This is a genomic window from Spiroplasma turonicum (assembly GCF_001262715.1).
GTDB lineage: Bacteria > Bacillota_I > Bacilli_A > Mycoplasmatales > Mycoplasmataceae > Spiroplasma_A > Spiroplasma_A turonicum.
The window spans coordinates 111,355-128,149 of record NZ_CP012328.1 but is presented as its reverse complement, the minus strand read 5'-3'; the positions used below and the strand labels follow the sequence as shown (position 1 = coordinate 128,149).

The window sequence follows — 16,795 nt, the reverse complement described above, 5'->3', positions numbered from 1 at the left end:
CATATGTGGAGGTTAATATGGCAAGGAAAAAAAGTTTTGCTATTTTAGGAGCGAATTATTTTGGTTTGTCTGTTGCACAAGCTTTAGAAGAAAAGAAACAAATAATCAAAATATTTGATTATAACGAAGAAAATTTAAACAAACATATAAACGAGTTCGACAGTGTAGAAGGTGTTATTTTAGATACAACAAATAAAGCTGCATTAGAGAAAAATGGAATTGTTCAATTTGATGGTGTAATAGTTTGTTTTGGTTCAAATATGGAATCAAGTATACTTACAGTTTTAAATCTTATTGATTTAGAGGTTGAAAACATTATAGTCAGGGCTAGAGATGAAAAACATAGACGTATATTAAAGGCTTTAGGGCTAGAAGGTGACATGGTTGTTATTCCTGATGTTATGAGTGCAAAAATGGTTGCAACTAAAACTTTGTTTGATATTGAAAGTGAAGTTCAAAGCACTGATGGAGAATTTGTATTTACAAATATTGATGTTAGAAACAAAGAAATAATTAATAAAAAAGTCTTTGATGTAGGTTTAAACCCCAACAAAGACTTTAACATAGTTCAAATAAAAAGAAATGGTAAAATTGTTATTCCAGATGAATATACTGCATTAAAAGAAAATGATACTATTGTAATTTTTGCAAGAAATAATGTAGTTAATGATCTTGTTATGAAAATTAGAGGAGATGAAGATTAATTTTTAATTAATCTTTTTTATTTCTTGGGTAATTAATTCCATACTTATTTTAGGATTAATATTACCTCCAGTTTTTTTCATAAGTACTCCCATTATTGTTTTTTCAACTCTTTCACGTCTTGTAGAATATGATTCCATAATTAAAGATTTATTTTCTTGTAAAATAGGTAATAATAAACTTTTTATTTCATTTTCATCAGATATTAATTTTCAATTATTTTCTTCAATAACTTCAATAGCTTTTTTATTAGACTCAAAAATTATTGGTATTATACTTTTTGCATGCTTTGATGATATAATGCCTTTATCCATAAGTTCACATATATCTTTTATATCAAGCGGGCTTATATAACTCTTCTCAATTGTAATATTGTTTTTATTAAGTAGAGCCTTAATATCTGTTATGATATAATTTAAAATTTTCTTAGGTTCAATTCCTAAATCAATACAATCTTCAAAAAACTTTGTTAGATAATAATCACTAAGTATGAAATTTGTTTCTTCTAACTTGAAATTGTATACACTTGTGTATCTTTCTCTTTTTTTATCAGCCAATTCAGGAGAGTTTTTTATAATTGATTCAATTCAATTATTATCTAATTTTATCGGAAATATATTTGGTTCACGAAAATACTTATAATCAATTGCATCATTTTTTTTACGCATTAAAACTGTTTCTTGTTTAGATTCATCAAAACGTCTTGTTTCTTGTTCAACAACTTGATTTGAAAGTATTAATTCAGATTGTCTTTTAATTTCATAATCAATTGCTTTTTTAATATTATTTAGAGAGTTAAGATTTTTTATTTCTACTTTATTTCCAAATCCATCAAAACCATATGGTCTAAGAGATATATTAATATCACACCTGAATGAACCTTCGTTCATTTTTACATCACTTACATTTAAAAATAATAATATTTCGCGAAGCTTTGATACGTAACTTATTGCTTCTTCAGAAGTTCTCAATACAGGTTTAGATACAATTTCTATTAACCCAACTCCACACCTATTATAATCTATAAATGTTTTACCATCTTTGTGTATTTGTTTTGCTGTATCTTCTTCAATGTGAATTCTTTCAATACCAATTTTTTTTACGGCTCCATTTAATTCAATTTCCAAATATCCTTCACGGCCTATTGGATGAAACTGTTGAGTTATTTGAAAACCTTTTGGTAAATCTGAATAGAAATAACTTTTTCTATCAAATCTTAAGATATTATCTATTTTCATTTTTAATGCATTACAAGCTAGTATTGCCAATTCTACACCTTTTTTATTAACTGATGGTAAAGCACCTGGATAACCCAAATCTATTTCATTAACTTGTGAATTCGGACTTTCTCCATAAGAGACTGGTGAGTTACTAAAAATTTTTGAATTAGTTTTTAACTCGACGTGATTTTCAATACCTATAATAACTTCAAAATTTGTCATATGTTTACCCCTTATTAAAAACTTTCTTTATTAATTTTTCTAGATACAATGACGTACTCAATAACAAGTCATCACTAAATGGTTTGGAATTTATATTTATACCTATGGGTAGGTTAGTTTTTTTATCTTTAATGAAAGGTATTGTTATTGAAGGCATTCCATTTAAGTTAGCAAGTATTAAAAGATCTTTCATAAAAGCAGTAGTGTCATCATATCTTTCTTCTATGTCAGTACCGTAAACTTCATTAATTAATGGAGCAGGTTCAAAAGATGGTGGCAGAATTAAAATATCATATTCTTCATAGAGTTTTTCAAGTTCTTGAACAACTAACCTTCTTACTTTTTTAGATTTTGCAAGTAACAATTCTTGATTTTCTTTTTTTAATTGATAGCTACCTAGTAAAAATCTTCTTTTTACAGTTTCTCCAAAAGCGTTGTTTCTTGTATTTTTTATTAATTGCTCATATGTTTCACCATCTTTTCTTATTCCAAAATTGATACCATCAAGATTTGAACTTGTTGAAACGGCTTCTGCAAAAGATATCATCATATACATAGCCGGAACTGCCTCAAGTAAGTCTTTTCTAAAGTCAACAAAGTCAACTTTATGATTATCTTTTGTTAATTCGTTAAATAATGTGTTATATTCCACTTTTAAACCATCATCCATTAAATCTCAAACATCTTTTAAAAATGCGACTTTTAAAGCTTTAGGTTCTTGATTAGTAATTTTTAAATAGTTTTTTTCATTATTAATTGAAGTAAAGTCTCTATTATCTTGTTTAAATGTAGCATTTGCTAAATATATTAAATCTTCAACATGATTGGTAAAGTAGCCGACATGATCTAAACTTGGTGCATAAGGTATAACTCCATATCTTGATATAGACCCATATGTAGGTTTATACCCAACTATTCCAACAAAACTTGCTGGTTTTCTTATTGAATCACCAGTGTCAGTTCCAATTGAGAATGGGACAATACCTTTACACACAGCATATGCACTACCACTTGAGCTTCCACCAACAATTCTTTCTTCATCAAATGGGTTTTTTATAATACCATTGTATGAAAATAAGCCCGTTCCACCCATACCTAATTCATCTAAAGCTGCCTTGCCAATTAATATTGCTCCAGAATCATTTAATAAAGTACTGATTGTAGCATCAAAAGGAGGAATGTAATTTGATAAATATTTTGAACCTGCTGTGGTTAAAATACCCTTTGTTGAAATATTGTCTTTACTAATAAACGGAATACAATGAAGTATACTTTCTTCATTGCCTACAAGAGATTTTAGTTGTTTAACTGCTCATTTATCTGTTAGAGTAATTAAAAAATTACTATTCAAATTATCTCTGGCAGAATTTATAGTTTCTTCAATTAACTTTTCTGGGTCAACTTCTTTGGTTTTTATTTTTTCATGCAACTGTTTGATTGTTATAGTTCTAAAATCCATATTATTTAACCACCTTTTTTAAAATTATATAATCTTCATCTTTTTCTGGTGCATTACTTAGAACATCTTTTTTATCTAAAGAATAAGTGATTTCATCCTCTCTTAAATAAATATTTAATGAATCAAAACAATAATGCAGTTGTCTTATACCATCAGTGTTTATTTTTAAAACTTTTTCAAATTTATTTAGAATATCATTTTCCACTTTTAATACATCCTGCAACTCTTTATCAGATAAATCTAACATTACATCATCTTCTAAACTTTTTAGTATATCAAAATTAATTTTCATTTTTACCCCTCTAGCATTTTAAAAAAATCTTCCTCTGAAATTATATTAACTTGTAATGATTTTGCTTTCTCTAATTTACTACCAGCTTCTTCACCAGCTAAAAGATAATCAGTTTTTTTACTTATTGCACTTATTACTTTACCACCAAATGATTCAATTAAATCAACAAAATAAGGTCTTGGTTTACTTAATGTTCCAGTAATAACAAAAGATTTTTTTGAGATGTTAACATTATCATTACTTTGATTTTTACTGAAATTTATATTCACACCAACTATTTGTAATTCATTTATTAGATCAACATTTTCTTGAATACTACTTCAATCAATTATTGATTGAGCAACTTTTGGTCCCACTTCATAAATAGATTCTATTTCTTCTTTAGTAGCATTTAATAAATTTTTTACATCTTTAAATCTCTCTAATAGTAATTTGGCTGTCTTACTTCCTACATATCTAATCCCTAAACCAAATAATAATTTATCGGCGTCATTAGTTTTACTTTTTTCAATTGCTTCTAATAAATTATTAAAAGATTTCTCACCCATATTATCCAATTCTAATATTTTTGACTTATGTTTTTTAAAATTATAAATATCAATAACGTTTTTTATAATTTTATTTGCATAAAGCTTTTCAATTATTTTAATGCTCATTCCATCTATATTCATAGCACCTCTTGATACAAAATGCTCTAGACTTTTTATAATTTTTCGTTCACAATTAAAATTTATACAGTATTGATCTACTTCATCATTAAATATTTCTAACTTAGAATCACATGCTGGGCAATACTCTATTTTTTTGTATGTTTCTAATGTATTGTATAGTTCATCTTCAATTACTTCTAGAACTTCAGGTATTATATCCCCAGCTTTTTTTACCTTTACATTTGAACCAACTTTTATTTTCTTATTAAATATATATTCAGCATTATGTAGTGTAGCTGCTTGTACAGTTGTCCCTGCCAAGGATACAGGGCTTAGTATTGCATTATATGTGATTTTACCAGTTCTACCTACTGATGCAAAAATGTTTAGAAGTTTTGTAACTTTAATTTCTGCGGGGTATTTATATGCTGTGGCTCATTTAGGAAACTTTGATGTATAACCAATTTTATCATAAAATTTAAATTCATCCACCTTAACTACAGCACCATCAATTTCATATTGTAAATTATATCTTTGGTTTTCAATATAATTAATATGTTCAATTACATCTTCAATTGATTTACAGTGTTTACCTAAATCATTAACTTTAAAACCTAATGAAGAAATGTAGCTTAATGATTCACTATGTTTTGTATATTTATCTCTATTTAAATAATAATATAAAAAAACATCTAATCTTCTTGATGCCACAATTGTTGGGTTCAGTTGTCTTATAGTTCCAGCAGCTGCGTTTCTTGGGTTTGCAAATAAATCCTCATTACTTAGTTTTCTTTCTTCGTTAATTCTCTCAAATTCTTTTTTTGATAAGAAAACTTCTCCTCTGACTTCGAAGTAATCAGATGTATCATTTATTCTTAATGGGACACTTCTTATAGTTTTAACATTAAATGTTACATCTTCACCTTGTAAACCATTACCCCTAGTAACAGCTTTAGAAAATTTACCTTTTTCATATATCAAAGAAATTGATAATCCATCAATCTTAGGCTCTACAAAATATGAAAAATTATCTTTTTCTAATTGTTTTTTTATAGATTTATCGAAGTCATACAAGTCATCTTGATTAAAGGCATTATCTAAACTTAGCATTGGATATTTATGATTATATTTTTCAAACTTTTCAGAAACTTGACCGCCTACTCTTTGAGTTGGTGAATCAGATGTAATATATTCTGGATATTTTTCTTCTAATGTTTTTAACTCTTTTAATTTATTATCATAAACTAAATCATCAACAATAGGCTTGTCCAAAACATAATATGCATGCTCTCAAGTTTCTAAAGTTAATTTTATTTCTTCTATTTGTTTTTTAATATCTTCCATATATCTCCTATTGAATGTAAAATCTTTTATATTTTTTAATAACAATAACTTTATCACCTTTACGAACTTTGTTGTCTAGTTTGTTTAATAAATAGTTTGGTATAGAATAGATTAAAACTAAAAATAAACACAACATTACAATACCCTTTAAAGCAGTAACTTTTGGATAAATAACGTTTAAAAACTTAACAACTATTGGGTTGTAAAATGTAATGTAACAAATTAAAAGAAGATCTATTATGTTTACAACTTGATTAAATTTATAATTTTTTCTAAATATAACTCAAGCAAACCCTCCAACTATTGTACCTAAAGATAAAATTATGGTTATTCAATATCTTATTTCATAATTTGCTATAAATGATGTTCATACATATAGGAAATTTAAATAATTATCTTCTTGTGACATAAAACCTTTGTTAACGCTTAATATTAAAGCTGTAGAGAAAGTTAAAAATAATATTGGCATAATTAATATTGTAAATATAGTTTTTTCTTCTACAAATAGTTCAAACTTTTTAGTTATACTATATTTTTTAGTCATAATTGATGCAAGAATGAGTAAAAATAAAACCAATATTGCAAATATTGCAAATTGTAAATATAAATTAGATACAAGATTATAAAATGCAATATTTATAATCGGAAATATAGACAATTTGAGGATATCCTTTGTAAAATTTCTAGGATAACTATTTTGAATAATAAATATGAAAGCATAAAGTAAAAAGAGAACATGATAAGAATTACTTCAAGAAAATGAAGTATAACCCCCTAAAATTAATCCTATAAATAAAGGAAGAAACCTTTCTCTAATATTAAAACTTGTGTATCTTATCAATAGTACTGTCGAATATATTATCAAATAAGCAAAAATTACTTCTCCATTTCAAAAATCATAATCTACATAATAAGCAGTATATTTTGCACCAATTGATATTAAAACACTTATTATAATACTAAAAATTTTAAAATATTTTTTCTCAACATTAGTGAAAGAATCTATCAATGTAAAAACGATTGCTGTATATAAAAATCCATCTAATATAAATAAAAATGGTTTTAATAATAATTCATACTCATAAGTATTTATATTAGTCATCATTATTAAAGATAACTGAAATGAGACCCAGCCTTGAAAAGCCTTAAACTCAAGAAAATTAAATAACGTTGAATTACTAAAAAATGAAACAGGATTATCACGTAATCAATATAAAATTGACAATGTACTTTTATGTCTTAAAAAATTTTTATCTCCGGGGTTGTTATATAAAAAATAATTAAAACCAACAAAGCAAGCAGCTATTAATATAAAAAATAACAATTCGATCTTTATAAAACTTGTATCGAATCAAAATCTAACAAAAATAAAACAAAATAATAAGTATAAGATATTAATTGCAAGAATGAAATAAATAAAAAAAACATAAGGCAAAATTGATATCAATTGAAGAGGGAACGTAAGGATTGATATATAAGTAAAATAAGAAAAAAATCCTACTGCAATTGCAGAAAAGTTATTTTTTATTTTTAATTTAAAAAACTCCGCGAATATTAACCCGGAAGCATAAAACATAAAAATAAATAAGATTAACAAGCCAAGACATGCCGCTAAGATTTTTGTATCCATATATCCACCAAATAAATTATAACATTTACTATTGCTAATTTTATTTTCCTTTTATGATATAAATGTTTTGAGTTTTAGCATCGTCCTCTAGGTTTTCATCAACAAGTGCTAAATCATTTATTGTAACATTCTCTTGAACATCAAGCATTACCTGTGATATTCTACTACTATTATCGACAATATCTTCTACTTTTACACCATATTCATCAAGTCTTTTTTTTCTTTCTGCTCTAACTTTAGCTGAAAGAATGCGATTAATAAGTGGAAGGTTTTTAAAAATTCCATTCATTACAATTGGATTAAAAATATAAGCAAAAAGTATTAATACAATAATTGAGACTACTATGCTACCAAAAAATAATCCCAATATGTTTAGTGATGAAGAATAATAACCAGTGTTTTCATAAATACTAAATTTATTATTTAAAATTAAAAGATTAAAAATGGTCATGAGTACGCATGGTAAAACTAAAACCAGGAAATTACTTAATATTTTTTCTCTTCTTGAATTATATGTAACATATTTATAAACATAGATTCATAAATAACTATATCTAATTACTGAGAAAATAAGTTTTAATATATACATAGCTAAAATTCCAGAAACTAAATAATTTAATCCTCCAGCCTTTGTAGAAATTAGAATAAATGTTATTAATGGTACAACTAAAATGTATGTTAATCCTAGTATATTTTGGAACCTAGAAACTTCAGAGTATCTTCCTTTTGCTTGTATTAAAGTCATTTGAGCATCTGCCATAATTATTAATGAAGTAATAGCGCCATATATCAAAGAAAAGTATGGTGAATAAAACATAAAATTTAGAGCTTTTAAATTTGCCATCATGTTTACAGATGTTTTTAATGAGTTTTCTACAAGATTACCATAAAGTGAGCTAACAAAATATGGTGAAAGAATCGACATATTTATAAAAGTAAAACCGGCAATTAAATATGTATATAACTCATACTTAATATAGCTTTCTCAATTAATCCTTCCTCTTTTTGTTACTAATACAACGAAAAATTCTCTAAAAGATATTATGAAATTTGTCATTATCAATCTAGTATTAACAGCAACTACTAAATATAATGAAAGAGCAGATGAAACTTGCAAACCTAAAATGATTGATGCAATTATAATATCTGTGTTAATTAAAATTGTGGTGCCAAGTGTTGAAAATGATATTTTTTTCTTGGTCGATACTAATTTAAAACTATTAAAATCATTATAAAATTTAAGTCACAAATATTTTTTTCTAGAGTAAAAATAAATTAATAATCCTTTTATGGGAGCATACAAAAGAATAGGTAAGAAAGTAATAAATGGTTTTATTCCGCCAATTGAAAGTAAATAAAAGAATATTCCGTTTGTTAAAACATCAATAAAAAGAATTATAATTCTTCTAACAGAGTTTTTGTTATCAGCAGCAATAATAGTTTCATATACACTAAAGAAATAACATGTTATAAAATTCTTAAATCCAAATAAGAAAGCAATAATTGCTAATTCTCAATAAGTTGCTTTAGTGCCATCAACTAAGTTAATACCCAAGTCTTTTCAACTGTTTGGTTCAAAAAGTGTTCCACTTGCAGAAACTCCAGCATAAAATGGGTACACAATACACAAAGATATAACTAAAATCATATCTGTCATGGCAGCTCTTCTAAAACTTTTTTTAGTAGTCGAATAAATTTCATTTGCTGAAATTCAGTCATTTCTAACTATTGGTTTTATTAAAAGGATTGTGGCTGCAATTCCTAAAGCACTTTCTGATGTTGATATTAATGCAGAAAAAGAACTTACTAATCTAACGAACCCGTTAAATTCAGCTCCAAACTTTTGCAATATTCAATACATTGTTAAAAATTGTATAATTGCATTAAAGAGAGAAATTGTTGTCCCAATGAATGCACTTATAATACCTTGTCTTGTAGATAACATTTTGCCCCCCATTTAAATTTTATTTTATCATTAAAAAGTAAAATTAGACTCAATTATAAGTCCGTTTAGGTTCTTTAAATTTCCTTGTAGGTTATTAAACTCAACTTTATAAGCTATTAAACCAAAAAAGTCTTCTTTTTGTTTTCTAGCACCATATCTTAGGTCATTGAAAATTGGACTATTATAAAAAGAAAATATTGCTCTTATTTGATGTTTTCTTCCTGTTAAAATTTGTACTTCATAAATAAACTCTTCATTATTAATTAACTGATTGATTTGTTGAACCTTTTTGTATTTGTTAGGATTAATGTTTGTTTCTGAAAAAAATGATCTTTTATTAAAGTTGTCATATGTTAGAAAACCACTTAATAAACCAGTAGGTATATTAGAAGTGTTAGTTTTAACAAGATATAATTTTTTAATCTTACTTTTATCATTTATTGATTCGATTAATTGAGTGTGTGCCATCTTATTTTTTGCATATATAACAATGCCTCTTGTGAGTTTATCTATTCTATGAACATGACTGACTACATAACTATTTTCATTATCTGGTATATAATTATTTTTTGAAAATAAGTATGACTTGACTAACATATCTAAGCATATATTAACAGGTGAATGTATTTCTATATTTTGATCTTTATCAACGATTAAAACATTTTCATCTTCATATAGTACATTTAAAGAGCTGTAATCAATTGGTATGAAAGAATCTCTTTGAATTGGTTTATCCTTGTCATAAATATCTATAATATCATTTTCTTTAACTATGTATTTCAAATCTTTGATTTTCTTGTCATTTACTTTAATCTTGCCTTTTCTAAATCATTTATAAATAATGCTAAGGTTTGTATTCTTATAAACTTTTTTTACAAACTTTAATAAAGTTTGATTAGCATCATTAATGTTTGCATTAAACTTTGCCATTTAAAGAACAAAAACCAAGATTAAAGCAAATAAATTATTTAATAAGTGAACTAATCAGCTATATGTTATATTACCCTTAGAAAATCAAAATATAGAAGCGAGTATTATACCTGCCATTGTATATGACATAAAGTGTTCAAAGTCACCTGTGTTACCATAATGAATAAATCCAAATGTTAAAGCACTAAAAATAAGTCCTATATATTCATTTGAACAATTACTAAAGTAGGATTCTCTCATACAAAGCTCTTCGCAGATTGGAGCGACAATTATGGTTAGTAATACTAGAAGAATTATATATGTAATTCTTATTGAATTTGGTTGGTTTTGATCTAACATTTTTATTAAACTATCTTGATTATCAGATTGCGGAAACTTTAATAGATTATTTTCAATAAGAATCGAAAAGAAGGCGGTTGATATAATAATTAATGTTAATAATCCTATGACAACCCAAAATATAAGAGGAACATACGATTTTTTGAATGTATTAAAAATGCGTTTTACAATTTTTTTGTCTAAACAAAATGCTAATATTATAATAATAATTTCAGAAATAATTTGTGTTATGCCTTGAATTATTTTTCCGATAGATTCTTTATTCTCATAGTCAGAAATTAATGGATTAGTAATAGAACCAATTACAATATATATTAAACTTGGTAAAATAATAAAAAAATAAAATAATGAGTAACTATTTGTTAAGATTTTTCTTGGATTTCTCAAAATAAAAATTACTAGTCCAAATAAATTTGAAGCCATATTAACATAAAAAAAGATTTCTTGTGCTGTAATATTAGACTTTAAATTAAAAAAGATTCTAAAAAACAATGAGAAAACAAATGGAATTATAAAAGAAGTAGTTATAAATATTATTCCATCAATTTTATAATTTAAACTGTTGAAATCAAATTTATAGCTTTCTTCTAAGCCAAATTTTTCTTCTCTGTATTTAGAAAAAGATTTCATAATTACCACCTTATTACTTATTGTAATTTGGAGCTTCTTTTGCTATTTCTACATCATGGGGATGAGATTCGACTAAACTTGCTGAAGACACCTTTACAAACTTTGTATCATTGATTAAGTTTTCAATAGTTTTTGCACCTGCATAACCCATTCCACTTTTTAAACCACCAATTAATTGAAAAATAACGTCACGAACCTTACCTTTAAATGCAACTCGCCCTTCAATTCCTTCCGGAACTAATTTTTTTGCACCTTTCTGAAAGTATCTATCGCTACTTCCTCTTTTCATTGCAGCGATTGATCCCATTCCAACATAACTTTTATATTTTTTACCATTTAGAATTATTTCTTCTCCAGGAGATTCGGTAGTCCCGGCGAAAATACTACCTAGCATAACGCAATTTGCACCTGCCACTAATGCTTTTACAATATCACCTGAGTATTTCATTCCACCATCTGCAATTACAGTTAAATCTTTGTCTTTTGCATAATTATAAATATTATTAATCGCAGTTATTTGGGGAACACCAACTCCAGTGACAACTCTTGTTGTACATATACTTCCTGGTCCCACTCCAACCTTTACAGCATTTGCACCTGCTTCATATAAATTTTTAGCAGCATCTGCAGTACAGATATTACCAGCAATAAGATTTAATTTTGGGTATGTTGATCTTAATCTTTTTACAACTTCAATTATGCCTTTACTATTTCCATGAGCAGAATCTATCACCAATACATCAACTTGTGCATTAACTAATGCTTCTGCTCTTTCAAATACGTCTACAGAAACTCCAATAGCAGCACCAACTCTAAGTCTACCTTTTTTATCTTTGCAAGCATTTGGATAATCTATTGCTTTATCTATGTCTTTTGTAGTTATTAATCCAACTATCTTGTAATCATTATCTACAATAGGTAACTTTTCAATTTTGTTTTTAATCATTATATTTTTTGCTTCATCTAAAGATGTTTGAGGATTACCTGTAATAAGATTTTTTGTTGTCATAATTTTGCTTACAGATTCTTCATAGTCATAGAAGTATTTTAAATCTCTATTGGTTACAATACCAATAAGTTTATTATTTTCATCTACAACTGGTAATCCTGATATTTTATACATACCCATTAATTCATTTGCTTTAGAAACTTTTGTTTCTGATTTAATTGTTATTGGATCTGTTACAAAACCAGAAACATTTCTTTTTACTTTTTGAACTTCCATAGCTTGATCTTCAATAGAAAGATTTTTATGTATTATACCAATACCACCTGCTCTAGCCATCTCAATTGCTAACTTAGATTCTGTAACTGTATCCATAGCAGCACTAATAAGAGGAATGTTTAATTCTATATCTTTAGTTAATTTTGTAGTTGTGTTAACTTCACTTGGTAGAACCTCTGAATAGTTTGGTACTATTAATACATCATCAAATGTAATTCCTTCACTTATTATTTTTCCGTTTAAATTTTCTAAACTCATTTTAACTCCTCAATTTTTTATTCCCACTCAATTGTTCCTGGTGGTTTTGATGTAATATCATAAACAACACGATTAACACCTTTTACTTTATTAATAATTTCATTTGTTACTTCATTTAAAAATTCCCAAGGTAACTCACTTGCAGATGCAGTCATAAAATCAATTGTATTGACTGATCTTAAAGCAACTAGATATTCATATGTTCTATTGTCTCCCATTACACCAACTGTTTTAACAGGTAAAATTGTTGCAAAGGCTTGACTAACTTTATTATATAATTTTTTTTCTATTAATTTTTCTATAAAAATATCGTCAACTTCTCTAAGAATATCAGCTTTTTCTTTTGAAACTTCTCCAATAATTCTTATTCCTAATCCAGGACCAGGAAATGGATGTCTATTCAGTATAGAATCTTCTAAACCAAGTTCTCTACCTACTCTTCTTACTTCGTCTTTGAATAAAGTTCTTATTGGTTCTATTAACTTAAAATTAATTTCTTTAGGTAATCCTCCCACATTATGATGAGACTTAATTGTTTTTGAAGTATGACCATCAGATGATGATTCAATTACATCTGGATATATGGTACCTTGTGCCAAGAACTTAACCCCTTCTAATTTTATAGATTCTTCATTAAAAATTTCTATAAATTTGCTTCCAATGATTTTTCTTTTTTGTTCAGGGTCTTTAACACCTTTAAGTGCTTCAAAAAATATACTACTTGCATCTACTAATTTAATATTCATTTCAAATTTAGAGTAGTTTTGCATTACTTTTTTTGCTTCATCTTTTCTTAATAAACCAGTGTCCACAAAAATACAAGTTAAATTTTTCCCAATTGACTTTGATAGTAATGCAGCACATACTGATGAATCTACTCCACCACTAAGACCTAATATTACTTTTTCATCTTTTATAATAGACTTAATTTCAGTTAAAGAGCTGCTTATAAACTTTGTCATTGTTCAATCTTTTTGACAATCACAAACATTAAATAAGAAGTTTGAAATTATTGTCTCACCACATAATGAATGTGTAACCTCAGCATGAAATTGAATACCATATATTTTTAGATTTTTGTTTTCAATTGCAGCGATTGAGTTTTCAGATTTTCCTACAATTGTAAAATTTTCAGGCATTTTTACAATATGATCTGCATGACTCATTCAAACCTGACTTTCTTTTAAGTCTTTAAATAATACACATTCAGTATTTTCAATAACTAAAGTTGACTTACCAAACTCTTGATTATTAGCTAATTCAACAACACCGCCAAATTTTTTAGCAATTAATTGCATACCATAACACACTCCTAGGATTGGTATACCTAGTTTAAATATATCAACATCAATATCATATGACTCAAATTCATAAACACTTGAAGGTCCACCAGAAAGAATTATTCCTTTGATGTTTTTGTATTTTTGAATATCTGTAGCTTTTATATTATGATCAACTACTTCTGTATATACATTTAAATCTCTAATTCTTCTTGCAAGAAGTTGAGTATATTGACTACCATAGTCTAAAATTATAATTTGTGTGTTACTCATAAATTTCCTTTCACAAAAAAACAATAAACTTAAGTTTATTGTTTTATTTAACAACTGCTATTAAGTCACCTTTATTGACTTTACCTGTTTTTAAGATTTCAATTTTTTTGCCATCCATTGATTCAGTTGTAAATATTAATGGTGTCTGTATAGAAGGTACTTTCTTAGATACATTTTCAATATCTACTATTGCAAGTAAATCCCCTACTTGAACACTATCATTTTGTTTTACTTTAATGTCAAAACCTTCACCATCAAGTGATACAGTATCTATACCAATATGAAGTAATATTTCTACTCCATTTTTTGCTAAAATACCATAAGCATGTCCACTTGGAAAAACTGTAACAAGTTTTCCTTCGATTGGAGCATAAAAACTTCCGTTACTTGGAATAATAGCTAAACCATCACCTAACATTTTTTCTGAAAAAACTTCATCTTCAACATCAGATATGCTAATTACTTCTCCATCTACAGGTGAAAAAACTTCTAAACTTTTGTTTTTTGTAAATAAACCCATTAAGGTACCTTCTTTCTAATATTATTTTATAATATTAATTCAAAAATAAAGAATTAAAAATTATTATTTATTTTGCATTAATTGATTAACTAATTCTAAAACTTGTGATGTGTTTTCACATTCTAATGCCTTTTTAGCTAGACTTTGTGTTTCATTCAAAGTTAGTTTTGACATTATGCTTCTTGCTTTTAAAATACTTGTTGCAGACATTGAATAAGCATCTAAACCTAAACCCATTAATAATGGTATTGCATCAGGTTCTCCAGCCATTTCACCACACATCCCTACTCATCGATTATGTTTATGCCCTCCATCAATTGTCATTTTTAAAAGTTTTAAAATAGAAGGGTTAAAAGGTTGGTACAAATATGATACATTTTCACTCATTCTATCAGCTGCCATTGTATATTGAATTAAGTCATTAGTTCCAATTGAGAAGAAATCAGCATATTTAGCAAAGTTCTCGGCATTAACTGCTGCTGCAGGTATTTCTACCATCATACCAATTTCTAAGTCTGAACCTACTTTGTGGCCTTCTTTTTCTAATTCTTTTTTACAATCTAAAGTGAAATTTTTAGCAGCTAAAAACTCATCAACAGTTGCTATCATTGGAAACATTATTCCAATGTGTCCATAAGCACTTGCTCTTAATAAAGCACGTATTTGATCCTTGAAAATATCTTTTCTATCTAGTGTAAATCTTATTGCTCTATATCCTAAAAAAGGATTCATTTCTTCAGGGAACTTAAAGTAAGATAATTTTTTATCCCCACCTATGTCTAATGTTCTTATGACAACAAGTTTGCCATTCATTTTTTCTACAACTTCTTTATAAGCTTGGAATTGTTCTTCTTCGGTTGGGAAGTGATCATTATCCATATATAAGAATTCACTTCTAAATAAACCAATACCTTCTCCACCATTGTCTAAGACAGAGGCAACATCTTTAGGGCTACCTATATTTGCTTCAAGAATAAACTTATCATAGCCATCTTTTGTTATTGTTGGTTGTTCTTTCATTTTTTTTAATTCTTCTTGTTCTTGTTTAAATTTATTTGCTAAATCTTCTCAAACTTTTTTATCCTTAGGATTAACTTCGACTTCACCATTTGAACCATTTATAGCAATAAGGTCATTTAATTTAACATTTGTTAATATATTTTTAAGACCTAATACTGCAGGAATTTCAAGACTTCTTGCCATAATTGCTGCGTGACTAGTTCTACCACCAACATTACATGCAAAACCTTTTACAAATAATGGATTAAGTTGAGCAGTTTGTGATGGTGTTAGATCTTCAGCAACAATTATTACTTCTTCACTTATAGTTGCTAAATCAAGTACTGGTAAATTAAGAACGTATCTCAAAAGTCTTTCAGTTACATCTTTAATATCTGCTGCTCTCTCTTGAAAATAAGCATCTTCCATACCTTTAAATAATGCGATATACTTTTCTGCAACTTGACTAATTGACTTAGAAGCTGAACAATTCTTTTCCTTAATTAAACTAACAAATTCATTTGCCATTTCTGGGTCTTCTAATATTGAAGCATGAGCTTCAAATATAGCAGCCTTTTCTTCACCAAGTTTTTCAAGTGCTATATTTTTTAAATCGAATAAATCTTTCTTTGCTTTTACTATTGATTCATTAATAATATTAATTTCTGAATCAATATCTTTAACAGGAGAATCATTAATTACAATTGGTTCTTCTTTTAATATATATACTTTAGCAAGAGCAATACCATTGCTTGCTCCAATACCACTGTATTTATTGCTCATATTGTTGTTACCTCCTAATATTCAATATATATTATACATAAAAAATAAGGTGATTAATTAACTCCTAAAAATAATAAATAAAAAAAACCACTTA

The 16,795-nt window shown here is 26.8% G+C and carries 13 protein-coding genes; 1 reads left to right on the top strand and 12 read right to left on the bottom strand.

The genetic code is table 4. The features are described from left to right. The first annotated feature begins 17 nt into the window (after positions 1 to 17). A complete protein-coding gene (locus tag STURON_RS00585; RefSeq protein WP_075047969.1) occupies positions 18 to 704 on the top strand; it encodes a potassium channel family protein in 687 nt (228 codons plus the stop codon). A 3-nt stretch (positions 705 to 707) separates the two neighbouring features. Here STURON_RS00585 and gatB read toward each other — a convergent pair whose 3' ends face one another. The 12 genes from gatB to ptsP all read right to left on the bottom strand — a co-directional run bounded on the left by gatB (position 708) and on the right by ptsP (position 16,701). Continuing rightward, entirely contained in the window at positions 708 to 2,144 is a 1,437-nt protein-coding gene (gene gatB, locus STURON_RS00580) for an Asp-tRNA(Asn)/Glu-tRNA(Gln) amidotransferase subunit GatB (protein WP_075047968.1), read from the bottom strand. Between the two features lie 4 nt (positions 2,145 to 2,148). Continuing rightward, the gene (locus STURON_RS00575; RefSeq protein ID WP_075047967.1) at positions 2,149 to 3,603 is read right to left on the bottom strand and encodes an amidase family protein; all 1,455 of its coding nucleotides are present in this window, start codon (positions 3,601 to 3,603) and stop codon (positions 2,149 to 2,151) included. Between the two features lies 1 nt (position 3,604). Beyond that, positions 3,605 to 3,895 carry an Asp-tRNA(Asn)/Glu-tRNA(Gln) amidotransferase subunit GatC gene (locus STURON_RS00570; protein ID WP_075047966.1) on the bottom strand — a complete coding sequence of 97 codons (291 nt, stop codon included), beginning with the start codon at positions 3,893 to 3,895 and terminating at the stop codon, positions 3,605 to 3,607. A 2-nt stretch (positions 3,896 to 3,897) separates the two neighbouring features. Continuing rightward, positions 3,898 to 5,889 (bottom strand): NAD-dependent DNA ligase LigA, encoded by a 1,992-nt coding sequence (ligA, locus tag STURON_RS00565; protein ID WP_075048899.1) that lies wholly within the window; start codon positions 5,887 to 5,889, stop codon positions 3,898 to 3,900. Between the two features lie 7 nt (positions 5,890 to 5,896). Beyond that, positions 5,897 to 7,519 (bottom strand): hypothetical protein, encoded by a 1,623-nt coding sequence (locus tag STURON_RS00560; RefSeq protein ID WP_075047965.1) that lies wholly within the window; start codon positions 7,517 to 7,519, stop codon positions 5,897 to 5,899. A gap of 40 nt (positions 7,520 to 7,559) precedes the next feature. Continuing rightward, complete coding sequence (locus tag STURON_RS00555) at positions 7,560 to 9,464, bottom strand: hypothetical protein (RefSeq protein ID WP_075047964.1); 1,905 nt, start codon at positions 9,462 to 9,464, stop codon at positions 7,560 to 7,562. Positions 9,465 to 9,494: 30 nt separating this feature from the next. Then, a complete protein-coding gene (locus tag STURON_RS00550; protein WP_075047963.1) occupies positions 9,495 to 10,394 on the bottom strand; it encodes a pseudouridine synthase in 900 nt (299 codons plus the stop codon). Beyond that, entirely contained in the window at positions 10,395 to 11,363 is a 969-nt protein-coding gene (locus STURON_RS00545; RefSeq protein WP_075047962.1) for a CPBP family intramembrane glutamic endopeptidase, read from the bottom strand. 13 nt (positions 11,364 to 11,376) lie between these two features. Next, positions 11,377 to 12,846, bottom strand: coding sequence for an IMP dehydrogenase (gene guaB / locus STURON_RS00540; RefSeq protein ID WP_075047961.1), 1,470 nt, complete (start codon positions 12,844 to 12,846; stop codon positions 11,377 to 11,379). A gap of 17 nt (positions 12,847 to 12,863) precedes the next feature. Continuing rightward, positions 12,864 to 14,399 (bottom strand): glutamine-hydrolyzing GMP synthase, encoded by a 1,536-nt coding sequence (gene guaA, locus STURON_RS00535; protein WP_075048898.1) that lies wholly within the window; start codon positions 14,397 to 14,399, stop codon positions 12,864 to 12,866. 43 nt (positions 14,400 to 14,442) lie between these two features. Continuing rightward, a complete protein-coding gene (locus STURON_RS00530; RefSeq protein WP_075047960.1) occupies positions 14,443 to 14,919 on the bottom strand; it encodes a PTS sugar transporter subunit IIA in 477 nt (158 codons plus the stop codon). 63 nt (positions 14,920 to 14,982) lie between these two features. Beyond that, on the bottom strand, positions 14,983 to 16,701 hold the full coding sequence (gene ptsP / locus STURON_RS00525) for a phosphoenolpyruvate--protein phosphotransferase (RefSeq protein WP_075047959.1): 1,719 nt from the start codon (positions 16,699 to 16,701) through the stop codon (positions 14,983 to 14,985). Positions 16,702 to 16,795 lie beyond the last annotated feature (94 nt).